The organism is Nocardia sp. NPDC056952 (genome assembly GCF_042674185.1).
Taxonomy (GTDB): Bacteria; Actinomycetota; Actinomycetes; order Mycobacteriales; family Mycobacteriaceae; genus Nocardia.
Genome location: NZ_JBHURA010000004.1, coordinates 469,425 through 489,588 on the forward strand (window position 1 = coordinate 469,425; position 20,164 = coordinate 489,588).

Below are 20,164 nucleotides of genomic sequence, written 5' to 3' on the forward strand. Positions count from 1 at the left end.
CATGTCTGACACCGAAGCCACCCTGTCCGTCGCCGAGCGCCGCAAACTGCTGCTCCAGCAGAAGCTGCGCGAACGCGGCATGGCCGTGGTGAACGCCGAACCCGTCGCCGTAGCGCGTATTCCGGTGGGGGAGCGGCGCGCGCTCACCCCCGGCCAGCGCCGCATGTGGTTCCTGCAGACCCGCGACGCCGACGACACCGCCCTCAACATCTGCGTCGCCTACCGCCTCACCGGCCCGCTCGACGCTCACCGTCTGCACGCGGCGTTCGACCAGGTGGTGGCTCGCCACGACATCCTGCGCACCACCTACGGCGCGGACGTCGACGGCACGCCGTACCAGGTGTTCGCCGCCGACGTACAGGCCGAATGGTCGACCCACGACCTCACCGAGCTCGCGGAGTCGGGTCGTGACCTGCGGGTGGAGGTGCTGGCCCAGCGTGAGTTCGGTCGGCCGTTCGCGCTCGGCACCGAACTCCCGCTGCGCGCCACGCTGATCCGCACCGGGACCGACGAGCACGTCGTGCTCCTCACCATCCACCACATCGCCTGGGACGACGATTCCTGGGCGGTGTTCTTCGCCGAACTGAACGCCGCGTACCGGGCCGGGCAGCCCAGCGCCTCGCCCGACGAAGCGAACGCGGCCGACGGTGGCGCCGCCGGCCGTGACACGGTGCAGTTCGCCGCGATCGCGTCGACCGAGGAACCCGCCGAGGCCGACGTGGCGTTCTGGCGCGAGGCCCTGCGCCCGCTGCCCGAACCCCTCGAACTGCCGGGCTCCGCCTCGGCCACCTCCGGCCGCAACGCCCAGCGCCGCACCCACCGTCTGCCGGCCGAGCTCGTCACCCGCACCGAACAGTTCGCCCGCGAACAGGCCGCGACCCCGTTCATGGTGCTGCTCGCCGGTTTCGACGCGCTGATCCACCGCTACACCGCCGCCGACGACTTCCTCGTCTCCATCCCGGTGACCGATCGCCCCGCGGGCACCGAACAGCTCATCGGCTACTTCGGCAATACTCTGCTGCTGCGCGCCACCATGGGCGCCCATGCCGACTTCGCCCAGCTCGTCGCCGCGGTCCGCGACACCTGCACCGGCGCCTTCGCGCACCGTGGCGTCGGCATCGATCGTGTCGTCCGCGAGGCGAACCCGGATCGGGTGGCCGGCCGCGACGGCTTGGATCAGCTGGTCCGCCTCGGTTTCTCGGTGCGCAAGAGCGCCGACGGTTTCGCCCTCGACGGCGTGAGCTCCACCCAGCTCGAACTCGGCGCGGCGAGCGCGCAGGTGCCGTTGGCGCTGGCCATCGTGCTCGAGGCCGACGGCACCGCGGTGGTGGAGGCCGAGTACCAGACCGATGTGCTCGCCGAGGGCCTCGTCGACCAGTTGCTCGCGCACTTCGGTCAGCTCCTCGACAGTGCGTTGCGCGAGCCGCGACGCAGGCTCGCCAACCTCGACATGCTCGGTGCCACCGACCGCGCGGCCCTGCTGGATCGCTCGCACGGCGCCCTCGTCGACGAACCGGCGACCACCTTGGTCGCGCTGCTGGAATCGGCTGCGGCCGCCGCACCCGCCGCGCTCGCACTGCTCTCCGACGACACCGAGCTCACCTACGCCGCGCTGCACGCGCGCGCGAATCGCCTGGCCCACTGGCTGATCGGGCAGGGCATCGGTACCGAGGACCTCGTCGGCCTTCGCTTCGGCACCTCGGTGGAGTTCATCGTCGCCGTGCTCGCCGTCCTGAAGGCCGGTGGCGCCTATCTCCCGATCGATCCGGCCTACCCGCAGGATCGCATCGAGTACCTGGTCGAGGACGCGAACCCCCGATTATTGCTCGGCGCAGTCGAATTGGCCGCTGCCGAAGAGATGGCGGCGGGGCTCCCCGCGACCGCGCCCACCGATGCCGAGCGCCTGCGTCCGCTGCTCCCCGCGAACCTGGCCTATGTGATCTACACCTCCGGCTCCACCGGCAAGCCCAAGGGTGTTCCGGTGCCGCACAACGCGATCGCCGAACACATCGTCTGCTTCACCGCCGACTGGAACATGACCGCCGCCGACCGCCTGATGCAGTCGTCGTCGGTGAGTTTCGACGCCTCGCTGGTCGACATCGCGATCACCCTCACGGTCGGTGCGCAGCTGATCGTGCCCAAGCCCAACGCTTTCCGCGATATCCGCTACGTCGCCGATCTCATCACCCGCCGCCAGGTGACGGTGCTGCACATGGTGCCGTCGATGCTGAGCACGTTCCTGCTGCTGCCCGAGATCAGCGAATGGCAGTCGCTGCGCCAGATCCCCGTCGGCGGCGAGGCGCTGCCCGGCGAGGTCGCGGACCGGTTCTTCAACACGCTGGAGGCCGAACTCCGCAATCACTACGGACCGACCGAGGCCGTCGTCTGCTCGACCCATATGCCGGTCGCGGGACCGCAGGGCACCGGCGTGGTGCCGATCGGCATCCCCAACCGCAACGTCTACACCTACGTCCTCGACGAGGCATTGCAGCTGGTGCCCGACGGCGTCGTCGGTGAGCTCTACCTCGGTGGCGACCAGCTCGCCCGCGGCTACCTGGACCGTCCCGCGCTGAGCGCGCAGCGTTTCGTCGCCGACCCGTTCGCCGCGGCCGAGGGCGGCCCCGCGATGGGTGCCCGCATGTACCGCTCCGGTGACCTGGTGCGCCGCAACACCTTCGGCGAGCTCGAGTTCGTCGGCCGCGCCGACGAACAGGTGAAGGTGCGTGGTTTCCGCATCGAGCTCGGCGAGGTCGAGGCCGCGATCGCCGCGCATCCCGCCGTTGCCCACTGCGTGGTCGTGGTGACCGAGGACCCCGCCATCGGCGCGATGCTTGCCGCCTATGTGGTGCCCGCCGAGGGCACCGTCGACCTCGAACAGGTCCACGCGTTCGCGGCAGGCGGACTGCCGGAATACATGGTGCCCAGCGCGTTCGCGGTGATCCCCGAGATCCCGCTCACCGTCAACGGCAAGCTCGACAAGCGCGCTCTGCCCGCGGCGACCCCCGCCGTGGTGCGCACCCACCGCGCCCCGGCCACGGCCACCGAACGCAAGGTGTGCGCCCTGTTCGGCGCACTGTTCAACCTCGACGAGGTCAGTGCGGAGGACTCCTTCTTCGAACTCGGCGGGCACTCCCTGCTCGCGGCCCGCCTGGTGGCCCAGGTCCGCGCGGAGTTCGGCATCGAACTCGACGTGCGCGTCGTGTTCGACAGCCCGACCCCCGCCGCCCTGGCCGCAAACCTGGTCGCTCGCTTCCTGGCGGAGTTCGATATCGACCTCGACGCCGTCGACAACGATGTCGAGGACGCCCCCGCCGAGAGCGCGCCCGCGGAAACCGCGACGGCGGATACCGCGACCGCCGGACCGGTGCGGTCCACTCGCCCCGCGATCGGTGGGCGCCCGCGCGGCGAGCGCGTTCCGCTGTCGTACTCGCAGCTGGCTATGTGGTTCCAGTACCGGATGGAGGGTGCGGGCTCGGTCGGCAACCTGCCGCTGGCCCTGCGCTTCGACGGCGCACTCGACATCGCGGCCCTGCGTGCCGCGCTCGATGACGTGGTCGCCCGGCACGAGTCGCTGCGCACCACCTTCCCCGAACACGACGGCGTGCCCTACCAGGTGGTGCACCCCGCCGCTCCGGTCCCGCTGCCGGTGCGCGAGATCGCCGCCGACCAGCTCACCGAGGCACTCGCCGAGATCGCCGACTACCACTTCACCCTCGACGGTGAGCCGCTGATCCGCGCCGAACTGCTCGTGCTCGACGCTGGCGCCCACGTGCTCTCGCTGCTGGTGCACCACATCGTCGCCGACCACGCCTCCTTCGGCGTGCTGCTCGACGACCTCACCGCCGCCTACCGGGCTCGCAGCGAACAGGGCGGCGCCCCGGACTGGGCGCCGCTGCCGGTCCAGTTCGCCGACTACGCGCTGTGGCAGCGTGAACTGTTCGACCAGGCCGCGCCGAGCGCGTTCGCCACCGACCAGATCGAGTACTGGCGGGCCACGCTCGCGAACGTTCCCGAGGAGATCGCGGTCGCCCACGATCGGCAGCGTCCGCCGGTGCTCGGCAAGCGCGGCGAGGTGGTGACCTTCTCGCTGCCCGCCGCCGTGCGCTCCGGGCTCGAATCGCTCGCGGTCCGCAGCGGCGCCACCGAGTTCATGGTGTGCCAGGCCGCGGTCGCCACCCTGCTGCACACCCTCGGTGGTGGCACCGACATCACCCTCGGCACTCCCGTCGCGGCGCGCACCGATCCGGCGACGACGGCGCTGATCGGGTTGTTCGCCAACATGGTCGTGCTGCGCAACGACCTGTCGAACGCGCCGACGTTGCGCGACACCGTGGTTCGGGCCCGCAATGTGGTGCTCGACGCCAACGCCCACCAGGAGCTGCCGATCGAGCGCCTGGTCGAAGCGCTCAACCCGCGTCGGTCGCGCTCGCGGAACCCGTTGTTCCAGAGCATGATCCACTTCCGCGGCGCCGACTGGGCACCCACCACGCTCCCGTTCGCTACCTCGGGGGAGAGCACCGTCACCGTGCTGCCCGCCGACTTCGACGTCTCGTTCCTGGATCTGAACCTGAGCCTGAACGTGACCGCCGACGGCGGCATGGACGTCCGCGTCGTCGTCAACGCCGATCTGTACGACCCGGCCACGGCCGCGCTGATCGCCGACGCGCTCGCCGCCACGCTGCGCGCCTTCGCCGAAACGCCGGACCTGCCGGTCGCCGACCTGCGTGTGCTGCCCGCCGCGGATCTCGAGCGTCTGCTGGCCACCCCCGCCCCGGTGGCCGCGAGCGCCGTCGCCACCGGTGCGGCGACCGACTCCGACACCGAGCGCACCCTGATCGCGCTGATCGAGGAACTGCTCGAGATCGACGACGTCGTCGGCGAGGACAACTTCTTCGCCCTCGGCGGCGACAGCGTCATCTCCATCCAGTGGTCGGCCCGCGCCGATGCCCTCGGCCTGCCGCTGTCACCGCAGATGGTGTTCGAATGCGCCACGATCACCGAACTGGCCGCTGCCGTCGACGCCGCCGCCGGTGACGCGACGCAAGCCGATGAGCCCGAACAGGTTTCGCACGCGCCGATGAGCGCGTCGGGCCTGGAATCCGACGCCCTGTCCGCGCTGACGGCCGCCTGGTCCGCGCAGGGATGAGCACGAACGTCGGGATGAACGAGCAGTTAGGAAGGGACGCAGCATGAGTGCGCCGCAGATCGAAGACGTACTCGCGCTGAGTCCGCTGCAGGAGGGGCTGTTCTCGCTCTCCCGGCTCACGGGCACCGAGATCGACCTGTACACGATGCAGTTCGTGGTCGATATCGACGGCCCGCTCGACACCGGCCTGCTGCGTCGCAGCGCACAGGCCATGCTGGACCGTCATCCGAACCTGCGTGCCGCGTTCTGGGACACCGACGTGCCCAAGCCGGTGCAGATCATCCCCTCGCGCGCGGAGTTGCCGTGGGCCGAACGAGACGCGCTCACCACGGAATTCGAGGCCATCGCCGAATCCGAGCGACGCGTCCCGTTCGCGCTCAGCCGTGGTCCCGCCCTGCGGGTGCTGCTGCTCGACGTCACCGACGCGCCCGAGCCGCGCAAGCGGATGATCCTCACCGCGCACCACATCCTGATGGACGGCTGGGCGGTGGCGGTGTTCTTCACCGAACTGCTCGCCGTCTACCGGGCGGGCGGCACCCTCGACGGTCTGCCCGCGCCCCGTCCCTACCGTGACTACATCGGTTGGCTCGGTGCGCAGGACCACGACGCCGCGGCCCGCCGCTGGGCCGAGTACTTGCAGCAGGTCAGCGCACCGCTGGTATTGGCCGACGGCACCGGCGATCGCGGCTCCGCGGTTCCGCAGACCACGCGACTCCGGCTGTCCGCCACCGAAACCGACCGGCTGCAACAGTGGGCGCGCACCAACGGGATGACGCTGAACACCGCCGTCCAGTTCGCCTGGACGCTGCTGCTCGGCCGCATCACCGACCGTCGAGACGTGGTCTACGGCACCACCATCTCCGGCCGCCCCGAGAAGCTCGCGGGCGTCGAGGGCATGGTCGGGCTGTTCATCAACACCGTCCCGGTCGTGCACCGCCTCGACTCCGCCGAGCCGGTCGTCGCGCAATGCGCACGCCTGCAACGCGATTCGGCAACCATGCGCGACATCGGGTATCTCAGCCTGTCGACCCTGCAACGCGCGGCCGGTCACGGCGCCCTGTTCGACACCCTGTTCGTGTTCGAGAACGCCCCCATCGACGACGCCATCCAGACGGTCACCGCCCCCGACGGCGCCCGGTTCCGGCCGATCGAGATGGAAAGCCTCGCGCACTACCCGCTCACGGTCGTCTCCCACCTGAGCGACGGCGAACTGCTCGTCCTCGTCGAAGCGATTCCCGCGCTCCTCGGACACCTCGACCCCGCCGACCTCGGGGCCCGGATGCTGACCGTCCTGCGCACCCTGCCGACCCTCGACGCCTCCGCGACCACCGATGCGATCGACCTGCTCACCGAGGCCGAGCACGCCGAACTTCGCAGCGCCGCAACGGATACCACTGCGCCGCCGACCGCCACCCCGTGGGAACTGTTCGAGCGGCAGACCACCGCCACCCCGGACGCGATCGCCCTCACCACCACCTCGGGCGAGGTGTTCACCTACCGTGCGCTGCACGAGGAAGCCTGCCGGTTGGCCGGGGAGTTCGCCGCGCACGGTGTCGGCCCGGAAACCGTTGTCGCCCTGATGCTCCCGCGCAGCCCGCGCTCGATCATCACCATCCTGGCGACGTTCGCCGCGGGCGCGGCGTACGTCCCGGTCGACATCACGCTCCCGGCTGCCCGGATCGCCTCGATTCTGCGCCAGTCGAACCCGGTCCTCGCCGTCGTCCTCGACCGAGATCGGACGCTGCTCGACGGCGTCACCGAGCCGGCGGCCGACACCACGGCCGACCGATCGGTGCCGGTATTGGCGCTCGACGAGCCTGCCGTCATCGCGCGGGTCGCGGCCCGGCCCGCACAGGCCCCAGCGGTGAATCGCGAACTCGACCACAGCGCCTACATCATCTTCACCTCCGGCTCCACCGGCGAACCCAAGGGCGTCGTCGGCACGAACGCCGCCCTGGCGGGCTACTTCGCCGACCACCTCGAGCGCTTCTACCGCCCGGCGATGACCAAGCTCGGCCGCCCCCTGCGGATCGCGCACGCCTGGTCGCTCGGCTTCGATGCCTCCTGGCAGCCGATGGTCGGGTTCTTCGCCGGGCAGGCGCTGCACCTGTTCGACGCCGAAGAGATGCGCGACGCGCACCGAATCGTTTCCGGCATGGCCGAATTCGACATCGACATGATCGACACGACCCCGTCGATGCTCGCCCAGCTGGCGGCGGCGGGCCTGCTCGATCGTGAACTGCCGGTGCTGGCTCTCGGCGGCGAGGCGATCGACACCGCCCTGTGGGCGCGGTTGCGCGCGCTCCCCGCAACGGCTGTGTACAACTGCTACGGACCCACCGAGACGACGGTCGAAGCGGTGGTCGCGCCCGTCGCCACCTCGGAAATCCCCACGATCGGCACCGCCAACGGTGGCATGGTCGGCTACGTGCTCGACTCCCGGCTGCGCCCGGTCCCGCAGGGCATCGTCGGCGAGCTCTACCTGTCGGGCGTGCAGCTGGCCCGCGGCTACCTCGGCAAGCCCGCCATCACCGCGGACCGTTTCGTCGCCGACCCGACGCGCCCCGGTGCGCGCATGTACCGCACCGGCGACCTCGTGCGCCGGCTCCCGGGTGGCCGCTTCGGTTACCTCGGCCGCGCCGACGCCCAGGTGAAGGTGCGCGGCTATCGGATCGAGGTCGGTGAGATCGAGACCGCGCTGCGGCGTTCGGCCGATATCGACACCGCCGCGGTGACCGTGGTGCGCCGTGCCGGTGGCGCCTCGCTGGTCGGCTTCGTCGTCGGCAAGGCCGGTCGCGCCGTGATCGTCAGCCGGGTGCGTGCCGATCTCGCGCAACGCCTGCCCGCGTACATGATTCCCGCGCGGATCGTCGTGATGGACCAGCTGCCGGTGAACGTCAACGGCAAGCTCGACAGTCCCGCGCTGAACGAGCTCGCCGAGCAGTCGCTGTCGGTCGCCGACAGCAACGCGGCCGCCGAGACGCCCACCGAGATCGCGCTCAGCGAGCTGTTCGCCGAACTCTTCGACGGCCGTGCGCCCGGCATCGACGCCGACTTCTACGAACTCGGCGTCGACAGCATCGTCGCGATCTCGCTGGTCAACAAGGCCCGCCGCCGCGGCCTCGCCCTCAATCCGCGCATGGTGCTGGCCTGCCCGACCATCCGCGAACTCGCCGCCGCCGTCGATGACGCACCGGCCGCCGCAGCGCAGTCCGGCGCCGACGCCTACGGTGTGGTCGCGCCGCTGCCGGTGGTCTCCTGGATGTACGAATACGGCAACTACCGCCGCTTCACCCAGGCCGCGCTCCTGCGTCTGCCTGCCGGAATCGACCGTGCGGCACTGGAATCCACCCTCCAGGCCCTGCTCGACGCGCACGACACCCTGCGCGCGGTGCTCACCGATACACCGGACGGCCCGCGCATGGTCACGCGCGCGCCCGGCGTGGTGAACGCCGGCGACCTCGTCATCGAAGCACCGCGAGGGCTCAGCGGCACCGAACTCGACACGGCCATCACGAAATACGCGCGGATCGCCAACGACGCGATCGACCCACGGGCCGGGGAAATGGTTCGGGCAGTGTGGTTCGCGGGTGATGCTGCCGAAGTCGCAGGCGCGGCTGATCCGGCCGGCGTGCCGGGCTCCGGCGCCGATGACGACATCCTGCTGCTCGCGGTGCACCACCTCGCGGTCGATGTCGTGTCCTGGCACATCATGCTCGATGCCCTCGCCGCCGCCTGGCAGCAGATCCAAGCGGGCGTGACGCCGAAGATGCTGCCCGAGTTCACCTCCTACCGGCAGTGGTCCGAGGCCATGTGGCAGCGCGCTTCCGCACCGGAAGTCCTTGCCCAGCGCGACTACTGGGCCACGCAGGTCAGAGAGCCCGACTCTGCCCTCGGCTCCCGGCATCCCGCACCGGCCACCGACACCTGGTCCAGCCTGCGCGTCAGCACCGTCGCGACGCCGGTGGCGGTCACCGACCGTCTCCTCGACCGCGTCGGCAAGGACGAGGGTGTCCGCGAGTTCCTGCTCACCGCCCTCACCATGACCATGGCCTCGCTGCACGCCGACAACGGAAACGACCCGGCCGCAGGCGCCTTGATCGCCATGGAGGGTCACGGCCGCGCCGACACCACCCTCGGCACCGACACGGCCAACACCCTCGGCTGGTTCACCAGCGTCTTCCCCGTCCGCCTCGGCGTCGGTGACAACGCGGTGGATATCGCACGTGCGCAAGCGGACCCGGCTGCCGCCCGTGCTCTGCTCGACTCCGTCTCGACGCACCTGCGCGAAATCCCCAACCAGGGATTGGATTACGGTCTGCTGCGCTACGTCAACCGCGCGGCGGAACTCCGGTCCGCCGCCGAACCCCAGGTCGAATTCAACTACCTCGGCCGAATCGACCTCAGCGGCAACGAATCCGACCCCTGGTCGCTGCTCGTCGGCGAACACGACACAGCACTTCCGCTGGACCCGGAACCAGACCTACCCCTGCGCTACGCGGTCGACGTCATCGCGGGCATCGGCACCACCCCCGAGGGTCCGGCCCTGACAACCAACTTCCGCTGGAGCGCGTCCCTGTTCACCGAAGACCAGGCCGCGCGCTTCGCTGAACTCTGGGAGCAGGCCATCATCACGCTCGCCGACGTGGTGAACGGGTAGGACGCCGAGGCTGGGCGATGCCGGTGCTGCGTGGCCGCATCGTCGCTTCTGCACGCGGAGTCAGCCGGGCTGGCTCTCGCTCACACGGTGCGCGTCAGTCGGTGTGCGGCTTGGCGAACTCTTCGATCAGCACGGGATACTGTTCACCGCCGTGACCTGCGGCGATAGAGCGGTCTGCCATGGCCTTGAACAGCTTCGGGAGCTCGGCGTTGACGCCGAGCGCCTCGCACTCCTCGATGAGGTGCGCCATCGTTCGCGCGTCGGTCTCCAGGGCCGCCACCGTGGCGGGATAGGAACCGCTGTCGATCTGCTCGGCGTAGCCGGGCAGCCAGGTGGCCACCCCGGCCGCCATCATCTGCGCGAACGGGGCGAACGTCGCGGCGTCGACACCGGCGGTTCGGAGCATGGCGGTGCCCTGGAGCCAGGCGTTGAGGACGCTCCACATCATGGTCAGACCCGCCACGTCGTACAGGGCGGCTAGGCCGTGGTCGGCGCCGAGATAGGTGACGGTGCCGAGTGCCTCGAGGGTTTTCCGGTGTGCGTCGAAGTCGGCCTGTGGACCGCTGTGCAGAACTACCGCGTCGGGAGTTCCGATCGCCTGCGGGATGGCCATGATCGCGCCGTCGAGGTATCGGGCGCCGCGCTGTTCGAACCAGCGGGCCGTTTCGCGAGCCTGGGCGGAGTCGCCCGAGGTGAGGTTGAGCAGGGTCGTGCCGTCGACATCGCTCGCGGCGAACAGATCGCGCACGGCCGGGTAGTCGGTGACGCAGACGATCGTGATCGCGCTCGCCCGCAGGGCGGCACCGATGGTCGGCGCGAGTCGCGCACCCTCGGCCACCAGCCGGTCGGCCTTGGCGGGCGTCCGATTCCAGACGGTGGTGGGATGTCCGGCCGCGAGGAACGCGCCGGCGAGCGATCGACCCATGAGGCCGAGCCCGATGACAGTCACAGGTGTTTCGGTTGCGTTGTGCATGGCAGCATCATCAACGTTGATACCGGTATGAAGGTCAAGTGAGGTTGCGATGCGAATCGGCGAACTGAGTACCCGCACGGGCGTCAACGCCCACCAACTGCGCTACTACGAAGCCCAGGGCCTGATGGTCGCCGAACGCAGCCCGAACGGCTACCGCGAATACGACGACACCGCCCCGTTACGCGTGAAACAGATCCGCCACCTGCTCGGCGCCGGCCTGTCCTCCGAAGACATCGCCTACCTCCTACCCTGCGCGGAAGGCGAAACCCCCACCCTCCCCGCCTGCCCAGACCTGCTGTCCGCCATGCGAACCCGCCTCCACCGCCTCGACGACCAAATCGACCGCCTCACACAATCCCGCGACGCCCTGGCCGTCTACATCGCCGCCGCCGAACGCACCACCAGCGACACCTACCCACCCTTCGACGGATCCGACCCGATCCCCGCCTGAGCGATGGCCGTCGGCCGGAGCCGGTCGGTAGACCCGAACGCCGGGTGGCTCAGGCTGTCCCCACACGCCGCCGCAACAGACAGAATTCGTTGCCCTCGGGGTCGGCCAGCACATGCCAGGTTTCGGCGCCGGTCTGTCCGATGTCGACCTTGCGGGCGCCCGCACCGAGCAGACGTTGAAGTTCTTCGTCCTGATCGCGGTCGGTCGCGTTCACATCGAGGTGCATCGGCAGTTTCCCCCGCCTGGGGTCGGTGCTCAGGCTGAACAACAGAGTGGGTTGCGGTCCGCCGAATTCGGTTCCCGGCGCGCCGATCTGGACGTCACCCTCGTCCCGGTCGAGCACGATATAGCCGAGCACTTCGCACCAGAAGCCCGCCAGCAGGTCCGGGTCGGCGCAATCGATGACGAGTTCGGTGATCTTGCAAGCCATGAACGCGACCCTACGCCCGCACCCGACCCCTCACGCCTGGTGAACACCAGCCTTGGGCCAGACCCCATCGGCCCGATGCCCCCGTATCGCCATCCCCGCCACCCGCACCGTCGTGTGGTCGTTCCGCCCGTCCTCCACCCTGACCGAATAGTCCACAGCACTGACCCTCAGCACCCGATCGAACCGGTGATCCGCCCCACCGAACTCATAGGTCACCCCCATCGAGTCTTCCGAAGACTTCCGAAAAACCACGTAGATCGCCACAGACTCCTCCTTCCGGCAGCCGAATGTCGTTGGTCAGCAGCGCATTCGAGTGCTGACACAGTGGTGGCTTATGAGGTGGCTCGATTGAGGATGTCGGTGTAGAGCAGGCGCCCGCCGAGTAGCCGGAGGGCAGCGAGACGGGATTTGGCACGGCCGAGTTTTGTGGTTCGGGCGCCGCGTTCGTAGTAGAAGACGTCCCACCACCCGTCATCTCCCTCGATCAGACACCAAGCTTGTTCGCGCAGTTCACCTTCCGAGACAAGGGACGCGGGCGCATCGACATGGGAGAACCGAGCGAGTTGGCTGATCGGATTCGGGGAGAACACATCGTCGTTCGGAGTCATACCGCAATCTCCTCGATGAATCCCGAGCCGACCAGATCCACGACCGGCATCACGGTGAAATACTGGTTGCCGCCACCTGGCCTGGCAAACCATGGAGCGACGGGGCCGGACCACACTGGCGTCGGTGTCAGGACTTTCCACCGTCGGTATCCGGATTCGGCGTAGTCGATCGGAAGCGAACGCGCGGCGAAGGGGGTTCCGATGTCGTAGAGCAGTCGAGTGAAGGTGGTGCCGAACGAGTCCATGATCCGACCCGGGGCGAGCCGAGTTGGTGTCCGGTCGGTGGGGGTCGCGAACCCATCTGGATGGAGTATCGGATCGGGCCAGCGCAGTAGCCGTCGGCCCGCCGAGGCTCCGACGTCATCAGGAGCCACGAACTCCCGCGCCCATTGCGCTTCACGCATACCGCCGAACAGATCACCGTCATCGAGAATCGACTGAACAGCAGGACTGCTGATCGGCGCGCCGCCGGCAGCTCCGGCAGTACCGCGACCCGGTGCCAGTGGCTGTGCCCCGTCGAGCGCTCCGCCGATCAACCCGAGGAAGCCGTAACACGCAGCGGCTTCGGTGTCGTATATGCACAGGTCATGTGGGCCGCCACGTTCGTACCAAAAGGCTTCGAACGAGCCGTCTCGGCCTGGTACCAAGCAATAACGGTCGTCGCGAAGTCTCCCGACCGAGGCAACCGAGTCGGGCACACCAAGTCCCCGCAAGATCATGGTGAGTTCGTCGATGTTCACGATGAAACCTCTTCTAGCTCAGTCGGAGAACGCGGCTTCGAGCTCGCTGTCGATACGTTCCTGCTCGGTATCGTCGAGCAGAACCGGCTCAAAATTGCGCGATCGGGCATGGTCGATGAACTCGGTGGGAACCGCGATTCCGTACTCCCGCACGAAGTATCCCCAGTATGTGGACCAGACCCACGTGCCGTCGCTCGACATCCCGGTCGGTACACCGTGGTCACGTGTCGGGTCGAGCGGGTCGGCCATCGACTGGGTCGTGACCAACGATTGACACTCCAGCAGGTAATGCGAAAGCGGTTCGCGGAGTTCGTTGTTCAGGCGTCCGACGAGGTCGGCCAAGCCGATTTCCGGCCACCCGTCGATGCCTTCGCGAGGGTCCTCCGAAAAATTGGGCAGTAGTTTCAACACTCAGCCTTCCCACTCGGAACGGTCCAATTCCTCGACTCTGCCGTCAGGGTGGAATCGATGGCATGTGTCAGGCAATCGTGGTACTTGCCAGGGGCTGATACTCCGCAGCCTGGCATCAACGCCGAGTCTGCCTCGGGACGTATAGAGGTATCCATCCGGCGCTACCACCGGCGTGCCGAGCGCTTGGGCAAGACTTCGTGCGAAATTGCCGTCGAGCCGTCCGGTATTGCAGGACAACAACCGTATGGGAGTGCCGGGTACATAGTCCGATCGATGGCGGATCAAATTGGCTAGCTCTCGCGCAGACATTGTTCCTCCTCCGGTCGAGTCCATGTTCACGCTGTCCGGCCGCCCATGCGCAACAACATCGTAGTGCCCCGCAAGTGGCGGAACACTCTGTACGTCCTGGTAGAAGCGATCGGTCGCGGACATAATCGAGAACCCTGGGCGGTCGTCCGCGAACGGATGAGTAGTGGGAGACGCCGCGGGGTTGCCACGTTCTTCCAAGCCTTCGGCAATCGGGACATCGACGTCAGAACCGGAAGTAGGTGCATGAGGAAGGGGATCGACCTCTCTCAGATATCCGGCATCGATAAGTGCCTGCACGCTGACCGGAAGATGGTGCTGCGATCCCAGCCCAGGTTCTCCCATCTGGGGAGCAATGCCGCCCTGCCACACAGGCAATGGCCGTAGGACCTCGTATTGGTGGTACGACTCACCGTCGAGGTTGGTCGGCGGCAGCGCTCGTTGCGGGTACGGAACACCCGCAGGTGATGTGAACCTGCCAGAAGGCCCACCGAATCGGTCGATGACCTCGCCCGGTTGGAGCACGGCCGGGTGACGGTCGGTCGGGCTGGAGAAGCCCTGTGGATATAGATTGCCGTCCGCCCAAGCGGGATCGCCGTTCGGGCCAGCGATCGACCGCAGCCAGGCGTCGCGGCCAACTCCGTGAAATGGGTCCCAGCCGTCGGGCAGCAGCGCGTCCACAGCGGGATTGCCGCGGCCGACGCCGGGCGGTGGATCGGGAAAGGCTCCCGTCCTGTTGCGGTGATCCCTCGCGATGGCCGACAGTTGGCTGTCGAGGGCTCGTAGTTGTTGAAGTTCGGCCTCGTCCATATCTGGATGGACGAGCTCGTCGGTAGTTACCGGTAGCCCGTTGGGTTGGAAGTAGTCGGCGACGGGCAGCGACTGGTCGCTGCTGTCGTAGCCTGCTACCGACGCGTTATCCGAGTCCGGACTCGAGGTCGTTTGGTAGTCGGTCGCCTGTGCGTCGATGTCGGTGGTGGGTTCAGCCGCGTGTGCGAGCCAGGGCGGGAGAGAAGGGGGGACGAGCGTGGCACGGTCGATCTCGTTGCTGAGTTGTTGAAGATCGCTCGGCGAGAGGGTGCCGGTGGAACTCGGAGCCAACCCGAGCTGATCGCGCAGCTGTGACGTCAGAGCTGTGACGTCTGCGTTCGGGTGAGTGGTGCCGGGTCGCCCCGTGTCGTCCACCCGTACCAGCATCTCGGCATCGGCCGGGTTACCCACGGGAACGAGGTCGACCATGAACCATTCCCCGTTGGGGAACTGGCTGCCCTGGTTGAACGTGGAGTCGGTTGCTTGTTGTAGCTGTTCGCTGAGGTCCGCCAACGACTGGGATCCGACACCTGGCCCAGATGCGACGTTGACGTTGATGCGCACAACTGTGACCGGCTGGCCGAGCGCATCGGGGTAGCGGTCGACTTGATACCTGCGGCTCCCGCTGGGTGCTCTGACTGTGACGGACCGTCCGATCTCGGGAGTCTCCGTGCGCAATAGTTCGCGGGCGCGGCGGGCCTGATCAGCCGGACCGTTCGTCGTGCTCGGACCGCCGTTGGACGGCGCAGTCGAACCGGACAGCGCAGGGGTGACCCCGGTGTCCTTCGCTACCGTTGCGTCGATTCCTGCATCGGCCGGGCGGCTCGCGTCCGACGTATCGACTACACCTCGAACGTCTCCGTTGTCGGCCACGTGCCGTTGCGCTGCCGACTCCACGCCGCCCTCGCGGCCACCATCGGGGCCAACGGTGTGTACGGACTGGCGTCCAGGGTCACCTTGTCGATGGTCAGATTGAGGTCTTCTCTGGTCGGCGGGGTTGTCGCCAGCGATTCGACCGTCACCAGGTACTCGATCGTCTCCGGGTCTTGCCGGATCTGTTGGAGCGTGAGTCGATTCAGTGGGGGATAGATCTGTTCGGCTTGGATCGGAGTCCCGGTCTCGATCGCCGCGTCGTACATCTCGCCGATCGTCGTCAGTGCCAGGCTCGACTGCGTCGTGACCACTCCGGTCTCCTTGTCCACCGCGTAGCTCGCCAGGCCTAGACCCGTCCCCTCCGCGATCTCCGCCGGGGTCAGAATCTCGCGGCAGATCCAGGCGTGTCGGCTCTGAAGGAGACTGAACTCCCGCGCCGGGAATATCTGAGCCAGGTAGTCCCGCACTTGTTCCGCTGTTCGGAGTTGTGGCGGCTCCATTCGCTGCTCCCTGCTGGTCAACCGTCATGAATCTGAACGAAGAGGATTGAGACGTCAGGCTCGCCGGTGGAGAATCCGAGAACGTCCGCTGTTGTGGGTCCCACCAGACTGGACCGCTCGCACCGATCGGGTAGACGATAGCGGTTGCGTGCCCGCCGCCGCCCTGCCAGTCGTTGAGGACCAGTGCCGACGAACCGGGTCCCATCTGGCTGATCCAGTCGTGAAGGGCCTGAAACCGGGCCGGGACGGACTGGTTTGGGTTCGCGAAGGTCTGCCATTGGCCACCGAGCCATGCTGCGGCGCGATCTGGGCCGTTCCGTTCTCCTTGCCGGCTGACAGTTCCGTCGGGAAGCAAATCCACCGTGCGAGGTGCGGAGACTTCTGGTCGGCCGTTGAACGACGCCAGCGCGGCAAGCGAGGCGTCGAGGCAGTTGATATTTCGCCCGGTGACGTGTGGTCCGCCGTCGTTGATCAACCGCCCGTAGGGATTTGTTCTCGGATCGGCACCGACCATGAACCGGTTGCCGTCGCGTAGGGCGTCTTCGACCGCGTGCTGGTGCTGGGGGATTTCGACGCCGCGCAGGTAGCCGGGCGCGAACACTCGCGTCCCGGGCATGTCGGCCAGGGGCGACGGCGTGTTGGCTCGGGCGATGTCGTTGCTGATCGCGCGAAGGTCGTCGGGGCTCAGCGGTGTGTCCGGTGTGCTCCGCGGCAAGCCCATGTGCTCGCGGAGGTCGTTGGACAGGTCGAACGGGTGTTGCTGCAAATTGAGCCGCAGGTCGGCGGCAGCCGGGTCGGTCGTCAGCTCGAGGTCGACGAGGAACTGGTCGCCGCTGTGGAGGTCCTGTGCATGATTGAAGGCCGCATCGACTGCGCGCTGGGCGAATTCGATCTCCTGGCTCAGTTCGGCTGGAGACATCAGGTGCGTGTTGGGGATGTGGGCGCGGATCGTGGCCACCGAGACCCATCGGTTGCCGACCTGGAAGCGGCGAATCCGGTAGGAGGGGCGCGGTTGGGTCGGATTCTGGTTCGCGCCGACGGTGGTTGTTCGGCCGTCGTGCGGCGGTTGATGGCGTAGTGCGTCGCGCAAGTGGCGGGCATCGGGACTGTAACCCGGGTCGGGTGATCCGTTTGTCGGAGCAGGCGTCGGAGTCGAAGTTGTTGCGGGCGTGGTGTTTTGCGGTGTCTTCTGGGCAGCGTTGGTGGGGGTGGTGGTACTCGGCCGGCTGTCGGGACTCGTCGCCGGGCGCGTTTCGGGGGCTGTCGGCGGGGTCGGTGGGGCCGTGGGTTGTGCTGTTCCGGTGGTTGCCGGGGGCGTCGTTATCGATCTGGGCGACGACGGTGCTGATGGCGGGATCTGGCTGATCGGGGGCGTCGACGTGGGTGTCGGTGTGGCAGTGGGCGGCGGGGTCGACGTGGTGGGTGTTGCTGTGGAGTTCGTGGTTTGGGGCGCTGTCGCGGTGGTGGCGGTCGCTGTCGATGTGTCCGTTGAGGACGGCCGAGTGGTGTCGGCCGGGGTGTGGGTGGGGTTGTTCGAAGGGGTTGCCGGTTGGGAGGTTGTGGACAGCGGCGAACCGGTGGTTGCGGCGGGAGTCGAGGTCGGTGATTGCTGTGGGGCCGACTCCTGCGTGGGTGTCGATGTGGTCGGTTGTTGGGTGGTCGAATCCGGCGTGTTGGTGGGGGCTGGTGTCGTGGGTTGGGGATTCGCCGGTGATGTGGGGGTGGTGTCGGCTCGCGCGTTGTCGCTCGGGGGCGGGTTCTGTTGTCCGGTAGCGGTATTCGGGGCCGTATCGGTGGGGACGTTCGGCTGGGTCGAGGAATCCTGGTTCGGGAGGTCCAGCGAGGAGCCGGTGGGGTTGGGCGCTGGGGTGTCGCCCGTGGGCGATGCGTTCGTGGGGTTGTTCGAGGGCGAGGTGTCGCCGGTAGACGGTGTTTCGGTGGGGGCGTTGCTGTTCGGGGTCGATGGCGACTCGCCGGTCTGGGGTGTCGCGGTGGGGGTGTCGCTGCTCGGGTTCGATGGTGTGGTGTCCCCGGTCGGTGGGGTCGGGTTGGACCCGTTGCCGTTCGGGCTGGACGGTGTCGTGTCGCCGGGGGCGGGGGATCCGTTGGACGAGGGTGCGGTTTGCCCGGCGTCGGTGGATCCGTTGTTGTTCGGGCTCGACGGTGTGGAGTCGCCAGTAGGCGAAGTCTCGTTCGCGCCATTGCCGTTGGGGCTCGAAGGCGTGGATTCTCCCGAGGCGTTGGGCGAACCGTTTTGTGGGGTTGCGCCGTCCCCGGTGGGAGCGGTGGATGCTGGGTTCGTCGACCCGCCGGTGTCGCCGTTGTTCGGAGTCGCCGGCGCGTTCGGGCCGGTGTTGTCGGATGCGTTCGGGCTCTGATCACCGGACGGGGTATCGGTCCCTGCGGGTGTGGTGGAGCCGGGAACGTCGGTGCCCAGATCGGGAACGGTGGGGGCCGTGCTGTTTCCGCCGTGGCTGCTGGATTCCAGCGCGCTCTGGACGCCACCCGCTCCAGCGCTGGTGAAGGTGTCGACGCCGACATCCAGCTTGAATTCCTGGCCGAGGAAGGCCGCACCGACTCCTGCGGTGGCGACCTGGGCGGAGAGGTCGGCGCCGAGTTCGGTGACGGTGCCGCCGACTACCTTGCCCGCGAGTTTGCCCGTGGTAGAGGACGCGACATCGCCGAGCGCGCCGGTGCCGCCGCCGAGCAGGCCGCCTGCCGCGCCGCCGACCGCGCCGCCGAAAGTGGCCAGGCCCAGATCGGTCCAGCCGAATTTGTCGGTGGAGCGGTCGCCCTTGGCTACCTGGATCAGCCGCGCGCCGAGATCGGTGCCGCCTTCCTCGAGTGCTTCGAACGCGGCGCCGCGCAGGGCTAACCGGGCGGCTGCCTTGGCGGCGCCGCGGGTGAGCATGCGGGCGATGAGCTGCTTGATCGCCACCCGCACCGCGACTTGAGCGGCCACCCGGGCGGCCACACCGGCGACGGCGCCGACACCTGTCCACGAGGTCGCGATCGCCGCACCGATCTCCACCGCGGCGATGACCATCGTCGCGATGATCACCAGTTTGGTGTGCTCGATATCGTTGGCGCCGTCTTCGAGTAGTTCGGCCTGTTTCGCACACCACTTGCGAACAGCGGTGAAGGTCGCTTCGTCGCCCGACAGCAGCTTGTCGCGGTAAGCGGTGATGGCGGTGTGGGTTTCGCCTTCGGATAGCGCCGTCAGGGCGGCGTTCAGCGCGAGGGCGGCGCTGTCGTCGACCGTGTCGAGGGTGTTGGCCATGGCGGTCCACCCGTCGGCGACCCGGCGCATCGCCGTTTCGTCACCTTCGGGCCAATCACCCGCGCCGAGAATGTATTTGGCTACCCAGGCGAGCTCGTCGGGGATCTCGATGCCCACTACAGCGACCCTGTGGCCTTGTCGATCTCACCGGCGCGCGTCGTGTCCTGTGTCTGTAGCGCTTCGGCGACCTTGACCATGTTCTCGCCGAGTTGGGTCATCACCGTCGCCAGGCCGGTCACCGCCTTCTGGCCGGGCTCGACGCCGGGGGTGTAGTTCTTGGCGAACGACTGGCCGATCTCGTCGCTGCCCCAGCACTCACCCTCCGCCGCGATCACCGCCGCCAGCTTCTGGGCGCCGCTGGTGATCGTGTCGGCGACCGAGGTGAACGACGGCTGAGTGCCGCGCAGCGCTTGCGGGTCGGCTTTCAGCGAGCTCATCGGAGGTATCCGCGGTTGCGGAAGTATTCGCCTTCTTCGTCGTCGGTGTCATCGACGAGGCTGTGGGGTGAGTCGGTGACCGGTTCGGGGGCCGGTGGCGGGGGCGGGGTCAGCTGGGCGATGAGGTCTTTCATGCTGGGGGCGCCCGGGATCAGGTCGGGGAGGTCCGGCATATTCGCGCTCAGGTCCGACAAGGGCGCGAGGGCTTGCTGCTGGGTCTGAGCCGCTTGGGCGGCCACCTCGGCGATCGCCTCGGTGACCGATCGCCCGAGGGACGCCGGGGTCGACCGTTTGAAGGCGTCCGGCTCGAGGTGGACCTCCGAGATCCCCGCGATGGTCCCCGAGGCGCGGACCAGCCCGTCCGCTGACCAGGCGGTCACGAGCTGGGTGGCCTGGGACCGGGCGTCGAGCAGAGCCGACTTCTCAGCAGTGAAGGTATCCAGCATCGAATCGATCTGCGCACGCAAAGCGTTGTTCGACGCCTGTGTCGGCGCCGACCAGTCCTCGTTCATGAGACCCTCGATCTGTCGGAATGCACG

At 68.1% G+C, this 20,164-nt stretch carries 12 protein-coding genes; 3 read left to right on the forward strand and 9 right to left on the reverse strand.

Translation table 11 applies throughout. From position 1 onward, the window contains the following. The first annotated feature begins 1 nt into the window (after window position 1). Window positions 2–5,146, forward strand: coding sequence for an amino acid adenylation domain-containing protein (locus tag ACFTS5_RS18215; RefSeq protein WP_378632206.1), 5,145 nt, complete (start codon window positions 2–4; stop codon window positions 5,144–5,146). Between the two features lie 43 nt (window positions 5,147–5,189). Further along, window positions 5,190–9,806: an amino acid adenylation domain-containing protein gene (locus ACFTS5_RS18220; RefSeq protein ID WP_378632209.1), complete on the forward strand. Its 4,617-nt coding sequence runs from the start codon at window positions 5,190–5,192 to the stop codon at window positions 9,804–9,806. A gap of 94 nt (window positions 9,807–9,900) precedes the next feature. Here ACFTS5_RS18220 and ACFTS5_RS18225 read toward each other — a convergent pair whose 3' ends face one another. Continuing rightward, window positions 9,901–10,779, reverse strand: a complete 879-nt coding sequence (locus ACFTS5_RS18225) for an NAD(P)-dependent oxidoreductase (protein WP_378632211.1) — start codon at window positions 10,777–10,779, stop codon at window positions 9,901–9,903. A 49-nt stretch (window positions 10,780–10,828) separates the two neighbouring features. On the opposite strand from ACFTS5_RS18225, the gene ACFTS5_RS18230 reads away from it, so the two are divergent. Beyond that, window positions 10,829–11,230, forward strand: a complete 402-nt coding sequence (locus tag ACFTS5_RS18230) for a MerR family transcriptional regulator (RefSeq protein WP_378632214.1) — start codon at window positions 10,829–10,831, stop codon at window positions 11,228–11,230. 49 nt (window positions 11,231–11,279) lie between these two features. Here ACFTS5_RS18230 and ACFTS5_RS18235 read toward each other — a convergent pair whose 3' ends face one another. From ACFTS5_RS18235 to ACFTS5_RS18270, 8 genes are all read right to left on the reverse strand, one after another. Continuing rightward, window positions 11,280–11,660: a VOC family protein gene (locus tag ACFTS5_RS18235; protein WP_378632215.1), complete on the reverse strand. Its 381-nt coding sequence runs from the start codon at window positions 11,658–11,660 to the stop codon at window positions 11,280–11,282. A gap of 30 nt (window positions 11,661–11,690) precedes the next feature. Next, on the reverse strand, window positions 11,691–11,924 hold the full coding sequence (locus tag ACFTS5_RS18240) for a hypothetical protein (RefSeq protein ID WP_378632218.1): 234 nt from the start codon (window positions 11,922–11,924) through the stop codon (window positions 11,691–11,693). Between the two features lie 68 nt (window positions 11,925–11,992). Next, window positions 11,993–12,268 (reverse strand): hypothetical protein, encoded by a 276-nt coding sequence (locus ACFTS5_RS18245; protein ID WP_378632220.1) that lies wholly within the window; start codon window positions 12,266–12,268, stop codon window positions 11,993–11,995. Further along, entirely contained in the window at window positions 12,265–13,008 is a 744-nt protein-coding gene (locus ACFTS5_RS18250; RefSeq protein ID WP_378632222.1) for a TNT domain-containing protein, read from the reverse strand. Before ACFTS5_RS18250 ends, ACFTS5_RS18245 begins: the two co-directional genes overlap by 4 nt. Before the next feature lie 18 nt (window positions 13,009–13,026). Continuing rightward, window positions 13,027–13,350 carry a hypothetical protein gene (locus ACFTS5_RS18255; protein WP_378632225.1) on the reverse strand — a complete coding sequence of 108 codons (324 nt, stop codon included), beginning with the start codon at window positions 13,348–13,350 and terminating at the stop codon, window positions 13,027–13,029. A gap of 69 nt (window positions 13,351–13,419) precedes the next feature. Beyond that, window positions 13,420–19,305 carry a glycohydrolase toxin TNT-related protein gene (locus tag ACFTS5_RS18260; protein WP_378632227.1) on the reverse strand — a complete coding sequence of 1,962 codons (5,886 nt, stop codon included), beginning with the start codon at window positions 19,303–19,305 and terminating at the stop codon, window positions 13,420–13,422. Next, a complete protein-coding gene (locus ACFTS5_RS18265) occupies window positions 19,305–19,625 on the reverse strand; it encodes a hypothetical protein (protein ID WP_378632230.1) in 321 nt (106 codons plus the stop codon). Before ACFTS5_RS18265 ends, ACFTS5_RS18260 begins: the two co-directional genes overlap by 1 nt. Next, window positions 19,622–20,137: a YbaB/EbfC family DNA-binding protein gene (locus ACFTS5_RS18270; protein ID WP_378632231.1), complete on the reverse strand. Its 516-nt coding sequence runs from the start codon at window positions 20,135–20,137 to the stop codon at window positions 19,622–19,624. Before ACFTS5_RS18270 ends, ACFTS5_RS18265 begins: the two co-directional genes overlap by 4 nt. Between the last annotated feature and the right edge of the window lie 27 nt (window positions 20,138–20,164).